This window comes from Bacillus sp. ATD (assembly GCF_050585765.1).
In the GTDB taxonomy this organism is placed as follows: Bacteria; Bacillota; Bacilli; order Bacillales; family Bacillaceae; genus Bacillus; species Bacillus stercoris.
The window spans coordinates 196,210-214,720 of the sequence record NZ_JBOBQH010000008.1; the positions used below are offsets into that span (position 1 = coordinate 196,210).

At 37.3% G+C, this 18,511-nt stretch carries 19 protein-coding genes, 1 tRNA gene and 6 pseudogenes; 15 read left to right on the forward strand and 11 right to left on the reverse strand.

The genetic code is table 11. The features are described 5' to 3' along the window. Nucleotides 1–12: 12 nt before the first annotated feature. Nucleotides 13–1,203, reverse strand: coding sequence for a DUF819 family protein (locus ACQXR1_RS17550; protein ID WP_430772573.1), 1,191 nt, complete (start codon nucleotides 1,201–1,203; stop codon nucleotides 13–15). Nucleotides 1,204–1,375: 172 nt separating this feature from the next. Here ACQXR1_RS17550 and ACQXR1_RS17555 point away from each other — a divergent pair. Continuing rightward, nucleotides 1,376–1,448: transfer RNA gene (locus tag ACQXR1_RS17555), tRNA-Val, on the forward strand. A 482-nt stretch (nucleotides 1,449–1,930) separates the two neighbouring features. Here ACQXR1_RS17555 and ACQXR1_RS17560 read toward each other — a convergent pair. From ACQXR1_RS17560 to ACQXR1_RS17590, 7 genes and pseudogenes are all read right to left on the reverse strand, one after another. After that, the gene (locus ACQXR1_RS17560; RefSeq protein WP_430772574.1) at nucleotides 1,931–2,290 is read right to left on the reverse strand and encodes a hypothetical protein; all 360 of its coding nucleotides are present in this window, start codon (nucleotides 2,288–2,290) and stop codon (nucleotides 1,931–1,933) included. A 63-nt stretch (nucleotides 2,291–2,353) separates the two neighbouring features. After that, nucleotides 2,354–2,710, reverse strand: coding sequence for a hypothetical protein (locus ACQXR1_RS17565; protein ID WP_430772586.1), 357 nt, complete (start codon nucleotides 2,708–2,710; stop codon nucleotides 2,354–2,356). Further along, entirely contained in the window at nucleotides 2,680–2,802 is a 123-nt protein-coding gene (locus tag ACQXR1_RS17570) for a hypothetical protein (RefSeq protein WP_430772575.1), read from the reverse strand. The genes ACQXR1_RS17565 and ACQXR1_RS17570 overlap by 31 nt, the downstream gene beginning before the upstream one ends. Nucleotides 2,803–2,823: 21 nt before the next feature. After that, nucleotides 2,824–3,326, reverse strand: a pseudogene (locus tag ACQXR1_RS17575) (ImmA/IrrE family metallo-endopeptidase). 71 nt (nucleotides 3,327–3,397) lie between these two features. Next, the gene (locus ACQXR1_RS17580; RefSeq protein WP_010329852.1) at nucleotides 3,398–3,745 is read right to left on the reverse strand and encodes a DUF4064 domain-containing protein; all 348 of its coding nucleotides are present in this window, start codon (nucleotides 3,743–3,745) and stop codon (nucleotides 3,398–3,400) included. A gap of 12 nt (nucleotides 3,746–3,757) precedes the next feature. Then, nucleotides 3,758–4,279: a hypothetical protein gene (locus ACQXR1_RS17585; RefSeq protein ID WP_430772576.1), complete on the reverse strand. Its 522-nt coding sequence runs from the start codon at nucleotides 4,277–4,279 to the stop codon at nucleotides 3,758–3,760. Between the two features lie 331 nt (nucleotides 4,280–4,610). Continuing rightward, nucleotides 4,611–4,982 (reverse strand): helix-turn-helix domain-containing protein, encoded by a 372-nt coding sequence (locus ACQXR1_RS17590; RefSeq protein ID WP_076457849.1) that lies wholly within the window; start codon nucleotides 4,980–4,982, stop codon nucleotides 4,611–4,613. A 221-nt stretch (nucleotides 4,983–5,203) separates the two neighbouring features. Between ACQXR1_RS17590 and ACQXR1_RS17595 the strand changes: the two genes are divergently transcribed. From ACQXR1_RS17595 to ACQXR1_RS17625, 7 genes and pseudogenes are all read left to right on the forward strand, one after another. After that, complete coding sequence (locus tag ACQXR1_RS17595) at nucleotides 5,204–5,422, forward strand: hypothetical protein (protein WP_430772587.1); 219 nt, start codon at nucleotides 5,204–5,206, stop codon at nucleotides 5,420–5,422. Next, nucleotides 5,385–5,576 (forward strand): annotated as a pseudogene (locus tag ACQXR1_RS17600) (helix-turn-helix domain-containing protein). The gene ACQXR1_RS17595 and the pseudogene ACQXR1_RS17600 overlap by 38 nt, the downstream one beginning before the upstream one ends. A gap of 167 nt (nucleotides 5,577–5,743) precedes the next feature. Further along, nucleotides 5,744–5,944 (forward strand): annotated as a pseudogene (locus ACQXR1_RS17605) (BRO-N domain-containing protein); the annotation flags it as partial. Between the two features lie 107 nt (nucleotides 5,945–6,051). After that, complete coding sequence (locus ACQXR1_RS17610; RefSeq protein ID WP_430772588.1) at nucleotides 6,052–6,237, forward strand: hypothetical protein; 186 nt, start codon at nucleotides 6,052–6,054, stop codon at nucleotides 6,235–6,237. 3 nt (nucleotides 6,238–6,240) lie between these two features. Beyond that, nucleotides 6,241–6,327: pseudogene (locus ACQXR1_RS17615) on the forward strand (hypothetical protein); the annotation flags it as partial. A gap of 34 nt (nucleotides 6,328–6,361) precedes the next feature. After that, nucleotides 6,362–7,531 carry a hypothetical protein gene (locus ACQXR1_RS17620; RefSeq protein WP_430772577.1) on the forward strand — a complete coding sequence of 390 codons (1,170 nt, stop codon included), beginning with the start codon at nucleotides 6,362–6,364 and terminating at the stop codon, nucleotides 7,529–7,531. 405 nt (nucleotides 7,532–7,936) lie between these two features. Beyond that, a pseudogene (locus ACQXR1_RS17625) lies at nucleotides 7,937–9,085 on the forward strand (IS3 family transposase); the annotation flags it as partial. 146 nt (nucleotides 9,086–9,231) lie between these two features. Here the strand turns inward: ACQXR1_RS17625 and ACQXR1_RS17630 are convergent. Then, nucleotides 9,232–10,749 carry a glycosyltransferase gene (locus tag ACQXR1_RS17630; protein WP_082090369.1) on the reverse strand — a complete coding sequence of 506 codons (1,518 nt, stop codon included), beginning with the start codon at nucleotides 10,747–10,749 and terminating at the stop codon, nucleotides 9,232–9,234. A 65-nt stretch (nucleotides 10,750–10,814) separates the two neighbouring features. Continuing rightward, a complete protein-coding gene (locus ACQXR1_RS17635; protein ID WP_014479487.1) occupies nucleotides 10,815–11,030 on the reverse strand; it encodes a helix-turn-helix domain-containing protein in 216 nt (71 codons plus the stop codon). A 157-nt stretch (nucleotides 11,031–11,187) separates the two neighbouring features. Between ACQXR1_RS17635 and ACQXR1_RS17640 the strand changes: the two genes are divergently transcribed. The 6 genes and pseudogenes from ACQXR1_RS17640 (at nucleotide 11,188) to ACQXR1_RS17665 (ending at nucleotide 16,111) form a co-directional block, all read left to right on the forward strand. Then, nucleotides 11,188–11,559, forward strand: coding sequence for a helix-turn-helix domain-containing protein (locus ACQXR1_RS17640; protein WP_430772578.1), 372 nt, complete (start codon nucleotides 11,188–11,190; stop codon nucleotides 11,557–11,559). 155 nt (nucleotides 11,560–11,714) lie between these two features. Next, entirely contained in the window at nucleotides 11,715–11,909 is a 195-nt protein-coding gene (locus ACQXR1_RS17645) for a hypothetical protein (protein WP_430772579.1), read from the forward strand. 463 nt (nucleotides 11,910–12,372) lie between these two features. Then, nucleotides 12,373–13,326 (forward strand): annotated as a pseudogene (locus ACQXR1_RS17650) (phage tail tape measure protein); the annotation flags it as partial. Nucleotides 13,327–13,451: 125 nt separating this feature from the next. After that, nucleotides 13,452–14,234 (forward strand): hypothetical protein, encoded by a 783-nt coding sequence (locus ACQXR1_RS17655; RefSeq protein WP_430772580.1) that lies wholly within the window; start codon nucleotides 13,452–13,454, stop codon nucleotides 14,232–14,234. Between the two features lie 239 nt (nucleotides 14,235–14,473). Then, nucleotides 14,474–15,121: a hypothetical protein gene (locus tag ACQXR1_RS17660; protein ID WP_430772581.1), complete on the forward strand. Its 648-nt coding sequence runs from the start codon at nucleotides 14,474–14,476 to the stop codon at nucleotides 15,119–15,121. Between the two features lie 186 nt (nucleotides 15,122–15,307). Further along, nucleotides 15,308–16,111: a DUF7225 domain-containing protein gene (locus ACQXR1_RS17665; protein WP_430772582.1), complete on the forward strand. Its 804-nt coding sequence runs from the start codon at nucleotides 15,308–15,310 to the stop codon at nucleotides 16,109–16,111. A gap of 455 nt (nucleotides 16,112–16,566) precedes the next feature. Here the strand turns inward: ACQXR1_RS17665 and ACQXR1_RS17670 are convergent, their stop codons facing one another. Next, a complete protein-coding gene (locus tag ACQXR1_RS17670; protein ID WP_286018001.1) occupies nucleotides 16,567–16,932 on the reverse strand; it encodes a DUF1433 domain-containing protein in 366 nt (121 codons plus the stop codon). A gap of 43 nt (nucleotides 16,933–16,975) precedes the next feature. Between ACQXR1_RS17670 and ACQXR1_RS17675 the strand changes: the two genes are divergently transcribed. After that, nucleotides 16,976–18,397: a lipase gene (locus tag ACQXR1_RS17675; RefSeq protein WP_430772583.1), complete on the forward strand. Its 1,422-nt coding sequence runs from the start codon at nucleotides 16,976–16,978 to the stop codon at nucleotides 18,395–18,397. Nucleotides 18,398–18,511: the final 114 nt, after the last annotated feature.

An 18,511-nucleotide genomic window follows, 5' to 3' on the forward strand; every position in this document is an offset into this window, starting at 1 on the left:
CAAATATCCTTTTTATAAGAAGGAAGAAAACCAATTTCCCATAAAAGTGCCAACATAGTTGCCGATTAAGTAGCCGAGCGTACCGACAAGCATGATTGGGGCGACAAGCTCCCGCCATCCCTTGGCAATTGCCATCGCAGCAGCAGTCGTCGGTCCGCCGACAGCAGCGTTGACGGCGAGCAGAATTTCTTCAAGCCGAACGCGGAACAATTTTCCGACAGCTAAGGAAACCGCTAAATTGGTGATCGCAATGATAAACACAAATAATAGAATAAGAGGCGCATTGGTAACGATTAAGCGCAGATCTGCAGGAATGCCGATCACTACAAAAAACAAATAAATCAAAAAGGTTCCAAGTTCCTGAGATCCATTGAGCCTTTCAAAAAAACGCGGGAAAAGAAAAATGATAAGAACAGTTAAAGACGTAAGCACCAGGTACTGATCGCCAAGCGTACCGGTCAGCAGGGGATGAGAAAAAATGCTTTTAAAATAACCGGAAACCTTCATACTTACCGCAACAAGCGCGAAAGCAGCACCGGCATTAAATGCGATATCCTTTAAGGAAATATCCTTCCGTTTCCAATAGCTTTCAGCACTGTTTCCGCTGTTTCCATCGGCTTTCACTTTCTCCTCAAACGGCATGGCATAATGCCGCTGAAACCATTTGAGTGCAGGAATGCTGATTAAAATAAAAAACAAAAGCGCCATCATAAAATTATCAGCCACAACGGTAGCTGACACATATTCACCAGGCGTCTCAAATTTTGCCGCCATCGCCGCAAAGTTGACCCCGCCACCGATATAAGAGGCGCTGATCATCCCGCCGATTTTATCGAGATAAGGAATATGCTGTTTGAGAAGAAAAAAAGCAAGAATGCTCCCAAGCACAGTGCCGACAGAGCTAATCAGAAAAATAAACAGCAAACGCCTGCTTTCCTTAAAAATCTGCCGCACATTGATCTGAAACAGCAAAAGAGGGATCGCCAGCGGCACTACATAAGACCATACGGTATCATATACAGGCGACTCAACAGGAAGCACTCCTACATTTGTAAACACCATAGCACCTGCAAGCGCGATAATAGCGCCCGACACAGCGGACGCCCACTTAAAGCGCTGCTCCACCCCGATGCTCACTGCCGCCCACACCGCAATAAACCCCCACAATACCCAAAAATCATCGGAAGAAATCAAAGAATGCAAAACCCCATCACCCCTGTTATTAGAAAATTAAGACATATTATAATGGCCGGGGAACAGAACAGCAAGTCCGGAAAAAGTTTTTCTAAAAAAGCAGTTGACGAATAAAAGGGAAGGTTATATAATAGAACTTGTCAGAAAGACAACAACATACCCAGCAACACATACATATCATGATTCCGTAGCTCAGCTGGGAGAGCGCTACCTTGACAGGGTAGAGGTCGCTGGTTCGAGCCCAGTCGGAATCATAGCTTAAACCCTTGCGTAGCAAGGGTTTTTTACTTTGCTTATTTATTAATTTTGTCATCATTCATCGAGTTGGGGACGAATTGGGGGCGAAATTATTTTTTTGAGCTGATTTTGAAGAAGAATTTCAAAATCAACTCTGTTTTTGTGCTAGGTTTCTAGGATCGAACTGGTTAAATTGTTTTACTGTGTTATTTTCGAGTTTCTCGGTAACGTGGCCATAAATATCACTAGTTGTTCGAGCACTGGCATGTCCAGCTCTTCTTTGGATAGCAACTGAGACTTTCGCCAGCTTCCATGAGGAGGGCCACCATAGTATGCCGCAAGTCATGAAGACGAACATCTTTTAGGCCGTACTTCTTTTTTTATTTTAGTCCATTTTGCGGTAGGGGTTGTATAATAGTAAGGTTTTCCTTTACCACTGTGAAATACATATTGATGTTCTCCGCCTTCCCAGGCATCGCTAAGCAACAATTTTTCTTTTTCATATGCGATAATATTTAGCCAACTCATCCATATAAAAATCAGGCATTTTAACGAATCGTTGAGAACTTTTTGACTTTGGACTTTTGACATGGGGTTCTCCATTAATTGTTTTAGAAATTGATCTATTTACGTATATTCTACCTTTGTCCCGATCTATATCCAAATGCCATTCGCAAGCAAGAGCTTCTCTTCTACGAAGCCCGCCGATCAGAGCTGCAAGATAATATAAACGACATTTAATATCTATTTCATACAACACTTTAATACATTCAGCTGCTTTTTCTGATTCAAGAAAGTTCATTTCCTTATTCTCAGCTTCAGGTGAACTCAATCCCTCCATAGGATCATCTTTTATCAATTTCCATTCCTTTGTTGCGGATTTAAACAATGCTTGCAGAATTTTAAATATATCTTTGATCTCCTAATTCGCCAGGCTTTCCATCTTTTCTAGCTCCATCTTTAGATAAATATCAATAAAATCAACAATATGAAGACTTTTTATTTTGTCTATTTTTTTATGACATAATGCAGGGAGAATGTGGTTGTTTAAGTGATTTGAACACTTAACAGATATTGTAAAAGAGTAAGGCTTTCCATTTTTATTAAAGAGTTTCTTTTCGACCCATTTCTCTGCACTGCATGATTCGACAGTAGGTTTTTCAGGAGCAATATACTCGCCGGCCTCTACTTCAATTCTGAAACGGTCCAGTTGATCTTCGAGATACTCCTGTAATTTCCGTTTAGACTTTAATATTTTTGGATCTCGATACGAGTCGATTTCTTTTTTCTATCTCTTTTACCGTTTTCATCATATCCATTTTCGACTATTAATCTAAAAGATTTTTCACTGCGCCTTTCAATACTAACCATGTGGCTACCTCCTTGTTCAAATTAATTTGCTTGATAAAGCTTTTGATGCCAGAGAATAGAAAACAGTTTTCTTTTGTACATTTCAAGCCGTTTAGCTGTAAAAGGGTATGTGACGTTAAAGGTATCTCCAATTAACTTTATAGCCTCCGATTGCATGCGCGGCAACGAAATCTTTTCGAGCATGAATGTCGGTACACAAAAGTGATACATGAAACTATTGGCTTGATACTCTTGAAGCTGGCGGAACATACGATTCATATTGAATTGGTTCCCGCAGTGTTTAATCACATGCCCGAGCTCACGGACAAAGTCCTCCCATTGTTGTTGATGAGAAGTCCTTGAATCCAAAACCATGCTATAAAGACCATTTATACAAAACATGCTGCTGCCTTTTTTTCGTAGTGTATCCATATCTGAAAAGCAGCCGCAATCCGTTCCATGTCAACTTCTTCAGGAGTAAACATATTCAATTTTGTATAAATCTTCTTTACTTCTTCTTCTAGATGAGATAATTGAATTGTCATAATAGCACCACCTGATAGGAACGTATGTTCTGTTTTTAGTGTGAAAGAAAAGCCCTTTGAAGGGCTCTTCGTTACGCTGCTGTAGTCGTTGTTTTGTCTCTTCTTGCGAGTCCCATTATGCCTGAGATAATGAGAAGAACAGCAGGCAGTAAGTAAAATAAAGAAATACAAATCAGGCCACCGATACCAGATATAAGAAGTAAAATTCCACCCAATTTTGCTTTCTTTCTAATAATTACAGAAGCAACAATACCAAGAATGGAGAGGAAGATAGCGCCCCAACCTAAACCGATAATATCGCTTGTGCCAGATGAGTTAAAAGAGGCATCAAGACCACCAACAATTAATGCCAAAAAGGCTCCTATAAATCCAAAAATTCCACCAATTAGACCTAAAACAAATTCAGTTGTTCTTTTCATTTCAAAATCCCCTTACTTAACTGGTACTTTGATTGTTACTGCTTTAGTATTCATGAAGTCATCAGTTGTAACATCACCGAAGTTCAATTTGATTTCTTTAACGCTATTAACATCAATTTCTTTTCCATCAGGAGCTGAAAACTCAAGAACTCCTTCTTGTTTAACGCCGCCTTGAACTTCACCGCCAACTTCTCCATCAGTCAAGAACATGTTTGCTGATAATTGCATGCTGCCAATTACTGCATTTCCTTGGTCTGGATAGAAAGTCAGGACCTTGTCAGTAGTATTTTCAATGTTTATACCAACGTTTATCTTGTCTTTCATGATCTTTACATCGCCCAGGTTAACTTTCATTCCCAGAGCTTCAGCAGATTGTTTGCTTGCATCGACTTTTTTAGAGCCGTCATCTTTAGTCTCTTCAGTTTTTTTGTCTTTTGAATCACTGCTCCCTGTAGAGACATCATCCGTCGAGCTACATGCTGCCAACGCTAATGATAGTCCTAAAGACATGAATAATAAGAACCACTTTTTCAACCTGATTCCCCCAGTTCATAAATTAGAATACCTATTAATAATCGGCTAAAACTGCCAAAAATTCAAGAGGATTTCGCCAAAAATGTTAATAAATTCTTAAAATCAACGGGGATAAGATGGTGAATTTACTTAATGGATTATCTCAAAATTTGCGGTTGAAATGATTTCAACTGAATAGTTTACCTCAAATTTTGAGGCGAAGTGTTCAGAACTAATTAAACTAAACAAAATAAAACAATAATAATAAATAAAGAATAATGTGTTTGTTATGTAATTATTTTTTGCTTCAGTTGATAATAAAAAAATAGCAATACTTTTGCTTCAAGGAATGTCAATCATTCTCCCCATTCGGAGATTTGCGACTTTTTTCTTTTTCTTTCAAATACTTAATAAAATCGATAGCTTGTCTTCGTGCTTCTTCTGAAAAATCAGATGCATCTTTAAAGGCGATTTGTAAATCAGGATCCTCGAATAAGTCACTATTAAAGCTGTTAGGTCTTTTGCCTGTAAGAATATAATCAGTAGTTACGCCATATAAATTGGCAATTTTCACAAGCATTTCACCATCAGGCTTTCGCAAACCATATTCCCAGTTTGCATAAGTTGACATGGTTTTAAGACCTAATTTCTTTGCAACTAGAGATTTGCTCCAACCCTTTTTTTCTCGTAATTCGGTTAAGACTTTCCCTGTTATATTATCCATATTTATACACCTTTTTTCATTTGGTGTGTAAATTTTAACACGTTTTACACAAGATAAATAAATAGTTACACAAAAAGAATAAAATTATGTTGACTTACCCACCGTGTGTATTTTATGATGAGATCAACAAATGTTACACATATAGAGTAAGGTGGTGGAAAGATATTATGCTTAGAAAACTTCGAGATACAAGACTCGCTCAAGGAAAAACTCAGTCTTACATGGCGAAACAACCTGGTTATAGATATGCTAGCGGCTATGCCAACATAGAAATGGGTCGCACAAAACCCAGCCTTGAGAAAGCCCAACAAATTTCTGAGCTTCTAGATGGTGATGTAAATGAACTTTTTTTGATGAAAAGTTACACGAAAAGAGTAAAATTGCAGCGTAGGAGGTGTAGAAATGTCTCGCAACACAATGACCTTGCAGGAAGCTGCTGAATACCTCGGTGTTCATCATGACACGATTTACACAATGGTTCGTGAAAAAGAAATTCCTCACTTCTGAGTGCGCACACGTATTTTCCCCACTAAGCACAACATAGATGCGTGGATTGAAGCGCAGGAACAAGCAAATATGAAACAAGCGCAATAGCAAGGAACCTACTGAACGAAAATTTTCGTTTAGTGAATGACAACTTTTTCTAAGGAGGTTCATGAATGAACGAATTACAAAAAGTATTCAATTATCAAGAACAGTAGGTTCGGACAGTTGGAAAGGATGGCCAACCTTGGTTTGTCGCAAAGGATGTCTGCAATGTACTAAGTCATTCAAATCACAAAGTAGCAGTGTCCCGGCTCGACGAAGACGAGGTAAGTAAAGTTTACCTCACCGATTCATTAGGCCGTAATCAAAAAAAAACAGTTGTCTATGAAGCTGGTTTGTATTCACTTATTTTAACTAGTAACAAACCAGAGGCTAAACAATTCAAAAGGTGGATCACTCATGAAGTCATCCCGTAATCAGAAAAACGGGCGGCTACGTTGCAAATGACGAGTTATTCATTCAAACATACTTGCCGCAAGCTGATGAAAATACAAAGCTGCTTTTCAAAACAACTCTTCACACTATGAAAGAGCAAAGCAAACAAAAGGTTAATGTCGAGCAAGTGCCTATGATCGTTGCTCAGGCTGATGATCTGAAAATGATAGGCAATGACGCAATTATTGCAAAAAGAGACAAGGCAAACGGTTGGCTCAATGGGGCGATGGTTTTATTCTTTGTAATCGCAGTTTTTCCGGGGATAGGGGGTTAAGGTATGGCGACAACTGAGCAAATAAAACGCATGAACGATATTAATGGTCTGATAAAGCTAATCGCAAGCACAGACAGACGCACTTTCTACTGAAATACTAGACACAAACAAAAGGAGGGAAATAATGAGGGACCCCTTAGCTTATATAAACAGTGCAGAAATCCTTTGCTCTTTCCCAGTCAGATATAAGAAAGACATGAAGACGTGGATTCAAGGTGTTTCAATTAATGAAGAAAGACAAGAGATTTATGTAGCCAATCAAGAAAACACAGGAACAGTACTTCGTATTGATGTACGGGACCTTAATGGTAAACTTAAGAGTAGTAAAAATATCCCAATTGATAGTGGGTCTTTTACAGAATCTCTACCTTACTTCTATAATAAGAACGATCAACTAAGTTTTATCGTACGACCCAAAAATGAAGAATCTGCGGCTATATTCAACTATGAAACTGGTGTCTTAGGGAGCACCTTTCCTATTAAAGGAAAAGCAAAATCTGACGTTGATGGGGATTACTTTGTCACATCTGATGTATGGACTGACACTATTAAAAATATATACATTTACACTTGGGAGAGTGTAAAAGCAGGAAACCCTGTACTGGTTAATAGTATTAGGACAGATAACTATGGCAGATTAACTGAAAAATCTCAGGGTATTGTTGTGAACAATGGTTATATCTTCATAACGCAAGGTGCTCAAAAAGGAAAATCTGCTATCACTGTATACAACACAGCAGGACAATTAGTAAATTCCTTCATCTATACTAAAAGTAGTCTTGCAAAAGCTGTCAATAGTAAATTCCCCGGACGGCTACCAGATGCAGTTAACTATGACTACGAAAACGAGGGCGGATGCAAGTACAAAGGGAGACTATCCTTAGCTCAGATCATTGACGGAGAATGCTTTATTTTTGTTCATAATTCCCCTAGAGGCGTTGCGTTAGAAACAGAAATCCCAATCTATAAAGTAGATACTGGCTACTTAAACGTAACTCTGTTAAACGGGTGTAAGACATATGGCGCTGACACTGTGCCAAGAATAAGAAGAATCGGCAATCTGGTAGAGCTAAATGGAGCACTAAAAAATGTATCCAACCTTAATACAGAATACCTTGAGTTTCCTAAGGAATTAGCTCCTGATCGTAACATACAGATGGTGCAGGTTACCAGTTCAGGATACCAGTGTAACTGGCAAGTTCAGCCAAATGGCAGAGTCAAAATTATTAATACCAGGAATCCTAATACAGGGTCAGGTACATGGTACCCATTCATGTTCCATTGGTCCATATAAAATATAGCATTTTATTAAGTGGTTCGGGACGGTGGGTTCCACGTTCAATTATGGGGATGCTCGGTTGCACTTTTATTGTTGAGTGTTATTTTGATCGTCACAATTATCGGCATCTTGCCTTGACTTGGCCTCGGCGCCATTAGCGTATTTCTTCTTTTAGGAGCCTTCGTTGGTGGTAAGCGCTTAGAATGTCCGCAATGTGAATTTAAGAACAACTTTGTCATGTATGGAAAACATAACGTAACTTGCCGTAAGTGTAAGCAGAATATAGCGATAGATTGGATGCGGAAAAAATAAAAGCCCTAGCCTTATTGGGACTGACCCCATAAGATGAGACAAATAAAAACACCTTCAAGAATTGAATACGGATGATTGTTATCCGAAAGACTTGGAGGTGTTTTTTCTATGGGGACAAGAGTGAGTTATCCGGTAGAAGTGAAACAGAAGGCTGTAGAAATGAGATTGGCAGGTGTACCTATGAAAGAGATTATGCAGGAGTTGAATATTAAGAATAAGACACAGATTCAGACATGGGTTAGATGGCATAAGACTGGGGATACACATCGATTTGAACAGCCTGTTGGAAAGCAATACACTTATGGAAAAGGTCCGGAGTATTCTTCCGAATTAGAGAAACTGCAGGCAGAGATTCGTCACCTGAGACAACAGAATGAAGTTTTAAAAAAGTACAACGAATTGGAAAGGAAGTTGATAGCGAAACATCAGTCGAAATTGTAGAAATGTTGCACAGCACAATGACCGTGCAGGATATCTGTATTCATGTAGGTATCGCTCGAGCGTCTTATTATCGTTAGAAGAAGAATCTAATGAAGGATCATCCCAAGCGCTATTTGGAAAACAAATCGGCACGTTGTGTCGAGAGCCAAGTATCGATATGGATATCGAAAAATCACAGCCATACTAAAAAAGAGAATGTGTATTAACCATAAAACGGTTCAACGTATTATGCAGAAAAATCAGTGGCAGTGCCGGGTTAAGGTGAAAAAGCGTAAGAAGAATGGGCAGCCATATGCCGTGGTCGATAATATATTGGATCGGAACTTTAAGTCTGATCGCCTTCTTGAAAAACTAATAACGGACATCACATATTTGCCTTATGAACAGAAACAATTGTACCTTTCCAGTATATTGTGAATTTATACAATGGAGAAGTGATTGCTTTTACGATTGGGGATAAGCAGGACACAGGACTTTGTATTAGACACACTTGATCAGCTACCAACGCTGCCTGAGAACTGCGTGTTATATAGTGACCAAGGTTCTGTGTATACATCTTACGAGTATCAAAAAGCTGTTAAAACAAAAGGCATTACCATGAGCATGTCCCGCAAAGAGAAGCTCGCTGATAATGCCTCCATCGAATCGTTTCATTCCTCAGTAAAGTCTGAAACGTTCTATCTTAACAGCATTGATCGAACTACGACCGCCATCGTAGAACGCACTGTCATAGAGTACATTCATTATTATAACAATATTCGTATTCAAACCAAACTAAACAACCAATCACCGATAAGCTATCGGCAATTGGCTTTAAATGGTGTTTTGATCCCTGTCTCAAAAACGGGGGTCAGTCCCTATTGGGTAGAGCTTTTTTCTTTTAATATACTTCATTCTCGCCGATCTTCTCAGCGGCTACATACACCATTTCATCTTTATGATGAAAACTCCCTTATGCGTTCTTATTTCGAAAGCTGTTTAAATAAGTCTAGCCAGTTCTTCTTATAGCGAGCATAACTAAATCGTTTGTATACATCTAACGAATTTTTGGCAAACTTTTTCTGCAGCTTACTGTCTTTCATTAATTCGATCACTTTTTCTGCAGCTTCTTCATAGTTATTATATTCTACTAAGTACCCATCTTTCCCATCTCTAATGAGTGTTTCCGGACCGTACTTCGTTCTGTAACTCACTACGGGCGTTTGATTGGCTAGACTTTCCATAATTACTAAGCAGAATCCTTCGAATCGAGATGTCATAATAGACAGCCCGTGTTTTTGAATTTCTCTATTAACGTTATGCGTAAACCCATGTATATGAACGTTATTTTCTAAATGCAGATCCTTTATTAACGCTTGTAAATTTTCCTTCTCTTTTCCATAACCAAAGATATGATACTCGGCGTCTTTAATTTCGTCGACCACAATACGGAAAGCACGAATTCCGTCCGCAATATTTTTACTGTCCTCCAAGCGAGCTAGTGTTATGGCCGATTTAGGGTTTCGTTCAATAGACTTATCTAATATCGCGCCTTTATCTAGAGTAACAGCATGAGGAATTACAACAAATCGCTCATCCGTTCCGTAATCTTCCTCAACATCTCTTTTTTGCTCTTCAGTTAAGAAAACAATCGCATCGAATTCGTCTTTGTGGTCAAATATCTCTTTGTACACGCGTCTGTATGGAGACCCTTTAACGTGCGGTTTATCAAGATGTGTATTATGTAGTGTTACAATTTTGTGACAATCGTTTCCTACCTTGCGGAAAACATCTAATAAACCTAATTCATCCAGCATTAAAAACGGATTCGTGTAATCCTTTAGGATAGACTCAACCCAATAGACGTGTGCATCAGTTATATGATTGAATGCCTTGTTAATTCCAGCATGAAGAACACACTTTGTTCGTTTCCCTGATGAGTTTACCCAAACAGATAAATAACAATTTCCATTAATGTCATAGTATTTTTCAAACGCGGGCTTGTTGTTCTGAAGATTATATCTAATCTCACGTCTTTTTCTGCCATTAAGATCATATTCAACTCTATGAGTACGTTGAAGATTAAGGTCACGGTAATCAATGAATTTAAGTCTCATTTTTTCGTCGAACAGCTTGTACTTTACGTAGTTGCCTTCTTTATCATAGTATCTGTAGCCGTTTGTATTAGGACGATCGTCGTCTATATAGTGGGAGAAGCCATCCTCGAACAACTCAACCTCTGGAGAACTAACGTTATCGGAAAGGTGCCCAGGGAGGTTGTAGAAGTGCTCGTGAAAATTGTATACCTCAATATTCTCCGCAAGCCTCTGTCTTTTTTTCATCTTCGAGATTATATGCGCATGATTATTTTGAAAATTAAGAGTAAGAAATGATACAGCCCCTCTTTCAGTAGCGACCATATTGGCGCGTCTTTCAGTTGCGAGAGCCATTCCGGATCTAACTTCGTCTAAGAAATCAATAAGTATAAAATTGTGGTTCATAAAACTCTCCTTAATAATTTATTAATTCCATTATATATTAAATTCATAGGTAGGTGTTAGTCGCATTACCTAATATTCTCTATTTCGATAATTTCCCGAATATCATCGATCTCAAATGTATTTACAATTCGCTCTAAATGATCGATTGAAATACGGACCACGTGATTTCGAGAAAGTTGTGAAATCGCTGCAGGTCTGATACCGACTTTTTCGGCGAATTCCCCTTGGTTTAGTCCATATCGATCCATCAGCATGTCAATTCGAAGAACTACTCGTCTCACTACTACGCCTCCATTCGTTTTATTTAATTATAGTACAAAACTTCATTTTCGCAAAAGCGTAAAATATAAATTTCGCAAAAGCGTAATTTGTTATTGACGATTAATTCGCGTATGAGTAAAAGACGTATTAACAAATATACGTAAAGGCGGAATTGTTATGCAATACTTAGCGGAACACCAAACGTTCGACTCGACGGATCAACTTAACGAATCTGTTTACGAACATATCAAACGCAATACATACGAGCTTAACGATACGGATCGCCGGGCGCTTAAGATGATCGCAAGGTACGCGGTTAAGTTTAACGGAGCGGCTCATCTTAAAGCGGAAACGTTGGCGGGCCTGATCGAGAAATCCGTTAAGGCGGCGCGGCGGGCGCTGAATAAATTAGCGGGGCTCGGCATCGTAAAGAAGGTTGCTACTACGCGGAAGATTAACGGAGGAAAAGGCGCGAACATCATCGTGATCCTGCCGGTTAATAACGCTAGTGAAGCCGAGGATGACCAATCGACAATGTCCAATCGCTGACAAGCCGAGAAGCCTACGGAGCCAACAGTTGAAGCGCCGAAAACGAACCATCGGATTTAATTAAGCGTTCTAAAAACAAAAATAACGTATTAGATACGGCGACTGTACTGGCTGAAGCGTTAAAAGGCGCGCTGCCTAACGAAATCTATAACGCAATGGCTCGCTACTTTGACGCAGATAAAATTTATAAATATTACGGAATTCTTTTGCGCGCTAAAGCAAGTGTAGACAGAACGATCAGACTCGAAGATCATGCGGCGCCATTCGTAGAAGCGTGGCACGCAACGATTATGAAAGCGAAATCGCACGAAATTAGACGTTTCGACGACTACCTTATACGCTGGGTTTAGGAAGGCGGCTTGAACGGTTAAGGCGCGCTTAAATCGTGGCGGATCGCTTATGGAACGTTTCAGAAAGGCGTTTGAATAATATTGCGGGTTACGGTACGTGGACTTGCGCGGTGGCGGTGCTATACGCTATAGTTCGTAATATCGAAATAAAAACTGTTTGACTTAACGATGACTTAACGCTGATATACCAACGTTTGACTTACCGATTGACTTATCGGATCACTTGCGGCTACCTTGACAGGGTAGAGGTCGCTGGTTCGAGCCCAGTCGGAATCATAGCAAGGGTTTTTTACTTTGCTTTAATAAAGCCGGTTTATCAAATTCGCGAGTTGTTGGCGAACTTATTTTTTGGCTTCGAATTCATTTACCTGTATAGCATCAAAATTGTTGGGAAAATCAGCTGGCTTATCAGCTGATTATATTGTTGCATGGCCATATCTATCGAATGTAGTTTGATTACTGGAAAGCGACACAAGATAAGATTGATGAAATCGACAAAGAAGTGACGAAGCTAAGTATCAGAAGGAACTAAAAGAGAAGAATCAAGCCATCCAGGAAACGAAAGATAAGCTTAATCAGTTTTCAATGGATGATTCTGACGAAGCGAAAGCTTAAGTCAAAGACCTAGAGAAACAGCTCCAAGAACAACAGGAAGCATTAGACGAATTCATTAGACCGCAGCAATACAAAACGGAAAGAAGCTCTACAAGATCAGCTTGAAAAAGATCAGGACGCCATAAATGATAAGTACGACAATTTAACGAATGACGAAAGAGCATTTAAGAAGATTGAAGACAAACTCATGAATGGAAAGATAACTGATATCACCAAGCAATTGAACGAGTTTTCAAAGTTTATTAACAGCAATATGGAGTCTATCGGTAAGAGTATTTCAAACAACCTTATTGATAAGCTAAAAGAGGCTTCAAATGCACTCTCCGCAGTAGTTAAGGGGAACACAACCGGTAAAAAGGTATCGTCATTTGATACAGGCGGATACACAGGAACAGGCTTAGGCGCTGGTAAGCTTGCATTCCTGCATGACAAAGAACTGATCTTAAATAAGACAGATACTGAGAACATGCTTCAAGCTGTTAAAGAAGTACGTAAGCTATCTAATAGTGATTTAGAAGCTGAGAAGCAAGTTAAACCCGACCTAAGCAAGTACAAAGATATTCTAAGTTCTGTATCGTTTGCAGCTGGGAAACTTGGATTGCCAAACCTAAATGCAAATGTAAAGACGAATGTACCAAATTCCATAGTGAACAATAACACTGAAAACTCAACGGTTAATAATGATGTAAAACTTCAATTTACAATCACTGAAGCCAACAATGCTAAAGAGACTGCAAGCTTAGTTTATAAGCAAATCACAAATGGTCTGAAAGGAAAAGGGTTGAATTTTAATATGGTATAACAGGGGCGTATTTCTCATTCATTTATTGAGTGGGAAGTACGCCTTTTTTTTGTTTATTTTTCCCTCGGAATGCACCATAATCTAAGAATAGATGTTTGTGATTATTTAGAAAGGTAGTGGATTATTTGAAAAGTATATTTGATTTAGTTTCTTTTAGTGAAAGGATTGCAGATATACCAAAGTCAGTGGATAATATAATAAATCCAATAGTGCAATTTAAAGAGATTCTAAGTGAATCTAGGTTAGTTGTTGATACTGAAACAATAATACATGAAGACTTAAAACCTGTTCTAAATCACACTGCAAATTTTGGTTGGACATATGTGGATCATTTGCCTGCAGATGAATTGTTTTCAAAAGAGTTACTAGATTTAAATAAGGATCAGATTGATGAACACTTTATGTCTTTATATAGTGAGGACAATAAATATAAGGAAGATTTTCTAGGGACAGCAAAGCAATTTATTTTTGAAAACGTTAATGAAATTCACCATGATCTACTTAAAGAAATGTACATGGCTTTTGAGAAAGGTTTGTATAAACTATGTATCCCATCTGCGATCTTGATAATCGAAGGGGAAATTAGTGATATTGTCCAAAGTTCAGACGTTGGAAAAAGGTTGATTACTAATTGGGAAACAAAACTGCGTAAGAAAAATAATTCTAAATTTGATAAAGAGAAAACAGATTTTATGGACGTTGCAACATATTCTCTTATAAAGTACTTATCAGAGCGTTTATTTATTGGGCATGAATTTGAAGATGACAGGTTAGATTTATTAAATCGAAATTGGATTTTACATGGGAGAGACGATTCATCTTTATGGTCAAAAACAGATGTAGTAAGGTTGTTAAACACAATTTGTACGGTGGTAACAATTAAAGATCATAATCACCAAAACAAATAGATGGTTTTGATTTGTAACATAAAAAAATCAATGGATTAAGCTTACAAACAAGAGCTAAGTAACCCCCTCACAGTAAAGTGAAGGGGTATTTTTATTGTTTATATTCTGAAGAATCCACAAACCCTAAAAACCCTAATAGATCGTAAGGGTGTTTTAGGGTTGATCAGGGCGTAGGGATGTGCTATATTATAATCATATCATCCCTCAGGAATGTGTGAGGGTTAAGGAGGGACATAAGTATGTTCAATTATAATGTGAATATTTTTCAAATGAAATCAAAACCTCATGGAATTGAAAGACTGAATGAATTTATTAACTCGAATGAAAATGGCCTTTCCTTCGTGGCTATTGGATGGCCAGGTATAGGTGATTTAACCAACAAGAGCAAAAAAGAGATAAGAGACCTTCTGATTGAGAAATATGAATATGAAGGACAACAACTAGCAAATTATTTGGGTGCAGTTAATGCATTTGTAAACACTGTAAAAAATGAAGACTTGGTTTTAATTTCTAATAATCTTGATCAAGTATTTGTATTTGAAGTTGGAGATTATAAGTATGTAAAGGAATATGACAATGATATCGATGGAATGTGTCATCAAAGAGAAGCGAATTTACTTGTAATCCTAAACAAATCTGACTTGGTACCAGAACTTCAGGAATTGCTCAGGAATAGAGGAACAATTACTCAATTTAAATATCCTTTTGAGAAATCCGGATTGGATAAATGGTTAGAACCTGATAACTCAGCGCTTAATTTTAAATTGGATGATTTGATAAATAAATCCCTAAGCACATTGGAAAAGGAATTGCTGTCTGATGATGCAATGGTTCGAATAAATGCTGCTAAAGAGATATTACGTTATGCTGCTAAAAAATCAAAGTAGGATAACGCATATAGTTTCATTCAAGGCTGTCAATAATTTGACAGCTTCTTTCTTTTTCACATTTGGAATTCTTAATCTCCCTATTCAAACATTTTCCGATTACATACGATAATAATAATTAGAGAACACTTTATATTTTCAATCCTGCATTTAATGAAAAAAACTTAACGATTAGAGGGAAATATGATGACAATTTACGAACAAATAAAAACCGTTTTACCTAATAAAGTCAATGAGTTAGTTACACCTCAAGAAGTAAAGAAAATCCTTCAAGAGAAATATGGAACTAATCCGGATAGCGTTATTTTATCTGATTATTGTTATAACCGGTATAATAAGGGGATTTCTTTTAATAAGCACCTCTTTGAATATGTGAATAGAAGTTCGTACAAGTACTTAGGTGAAGACTCTCTATATACGGGACTTATTTTCCGAAAATCAAAAGGAGAAGAAAAGGAAGTTCTTGTAGGCGAATGGGTAAACGGTGTTAAATCACTCCGAGAAGCACCTATAACTAACCAAATAAATGATCAAGCTGAAATCATTAGTAAAGAACAACTTGTAAACCTTTATAATGAATATAATCAAATCTTGAGATATGAAATGAATATATTAAACTGTAAGCCTACAGAATTGAGACATTTAACTGGTAGGATTGGTGAATTCATTTGCGCAATTCAAACCAATGGCTCTTTAGCTCGCAAAACTAATCAACATGGTTTTGATGTTGTAAGTGATGGCAGACGTATTAGTGTAAAAACAACAGCTCAATCATCAAGTGGTAATATTCCTATTAATAAAAATACATTTGATAACTTTGACGATTTTTTTGTGGTTCAATACGAGAATGATGATTTTAAAGTTATTTATTTTGGGCCGAAGGAAGAAATGAAAACAATTAGTAGAGTATCGGGGAGCAAATATGAAGTTAGTATTGGACAACTAAAGAAACTTAATAGGGAGTATCAATTAAATAAAACAATTGTTTGATAACAAATTATAAACAAATTATACCCCTCACATTAATGTGAAGGGTTGTTATTATCGTTGCTTTTGTTCTTGATGAGGTATGGAAAAGGGAAAAAAGAGAGAAGAAGATTAATTTTCTTCTCTCTCTTTTTTAGTCAATTTGGTTTATTTTGATCTTTGGGTTTAGTGAATTTTGTAGAATATCCAGCGGCTAATAAAAAGATAATGGCAAGAACATACGCTAAAATACCTTGATGAAATACGAATATAGAAATTAAATTAGATGCTACAGCAAGAATAATGAAAATAATTGTATATATGTTTAATCGCAATAGGGAGACCTCCCTTGGTTTCTTTTGAAGAATTTTATCATTTTGAATAGATAAATAAAGAAAGTTAAAATACCCAAATTTGAGTTAACAGCAATTCAGGATTAAATAAGCTCAATCCTTAACTGGATAGAGCATTTTTTTTACTTAATACTCACATGGCTTATCTTCGCATTCTGGCTTTTCTTTAGCATCAACATAAGATGATGTTATAGTGTCATTTGACTTGTCATAAATCCCCCAAAACTCTTTTTCTTTGTTACCGTTCAAATACCCCTCTGCATTAATACCACCCATTGGATCTATTTCATATTTGTCCGAGAACTCAATTTTATCTATACCTTCATAGTTAGCATTTATGTAATCAGTCATTCGTTTTTTAGCTTTATCAAATAGCTCTAGTTCTGCAGTCTTAACTTTTTCTTTCTTTTCATCATATTGGTGTTTCATGTATATTCCTCCAAGTGTTATAATGATGATTGCTGACAACAGGATAATAATGTATTTTTTCATAAAACCATCCTTTCAGTGCTTATTTTACATGAGGAGTGTGTCAATGTACATGAGCAAGAAGGCTAAGGTTCCTAATATATCTGACCAAGATTATTATAGTATTAGTCAACTAACATATCGAGATGAGTATTTGAAAAAACATTTCTCGAAAAACATACCCGTGAAGATTAATTCAGGAAAACAATATTTCATAGATAAAATCAAAAAAGACCCAGACACAGGCCTAGATGTTTACGTATTTGTCCAAGCCAAGAAAAAAGAAGGTAAATGGGTAAAACCAAAAGAGCCAGAAAATGTCGTTGTAGGTTTTCAAGGAACAAACCAGGAACAAATCAAAGCTGATGTTATAAGTGCAGATGGCGGCAACGTAGTAATGGGTAAAGACCCGAAAAAGAAAGTCCAATACATAATGAAAAAAGATGCATCTGAAAATTCTAAAGCTATTGCCAAGTATAACGGTAGCATGGAACAAGCAATGATGATTAAGAGCGGAGAATACAAAATTGTCACTAAGACATCTCAATTTGATCAAGGTGATAAGATTGTTGCCAATGAAGTGAAAAAGTATGCTGGCGCTAACACAGTGATTTCGACAACAGGTCACTCACTTGGGGGAGCAGATGCAGAATATGCTGGTGTAAACAACAACGTTTACAGTGTGGCTTTTAATAACCCTTCCATTGTTAAGCTGCATGATGAAGAAACACAGAAGAAAATCAGAAATGGCGAATTTGATTTGTATCATAAAGCAATCATTAATCCTGATGATATGGTGGGTTCAGGTTGGTTTTTAGAATACGACAGACACAACGGAACAACTATATACACGAAAGACCCAAGCATCGCACGTCAGGATCGTGCAAACCGACTTAATACGTCTCTAGGTATTCCAGGTGTTTTAGGGAGCCTTATTACTTCTTTCTATGGCCAAGCATTTGCAAAAAATCCTGATACTCATAGTTTAAATGATTCGAACTTTACATTTGATAAGAATGGTAATATCCAGAGTGTTGATGGCAGCCACGGTGTCTATAACCAGAATATCGAATCATTCTCACCTTTCTCAGGCATGAATGGCCAGACAATTAAAGTGGATGCAAAGTATGCAAAAGAATTAGCTAAACGATTACAGGCAGCTATCGAAGACTTAAAAACAAAGAAACAAGCAATTGAACGATTCCCTCATGATCACAGCAAAATGGTTTATGACGTAAAATCTATTTGCGGGAAGAGACTAGGAGAATTCAAGGATCTAGATCCAAGCGATGTTGATAAAGCTGTATTGTTTCACGCACCTTATGTGAAAGATGGGGCAGCATTTTATGACTCAGAAGAACAGTATCAAACTGAAGCTTCTCTTCATTATTTGATTAGAGATTTAGAGGATATTAGTGAGTTTATTGTTAAAATGGCTGAGGATTTAAAAGATAAGGATAATGAATTAGCAAGCTGGTTGCGGTTATAAGGGGGATTTAAATTGCCATATGGAGTTAATATGGATGCAGATGAGTTTTACAGACGGTTACAACAGAATGAGGAATTAAAAAAAATTGTGGGTTCAAGTTTAAAAACTCATTGT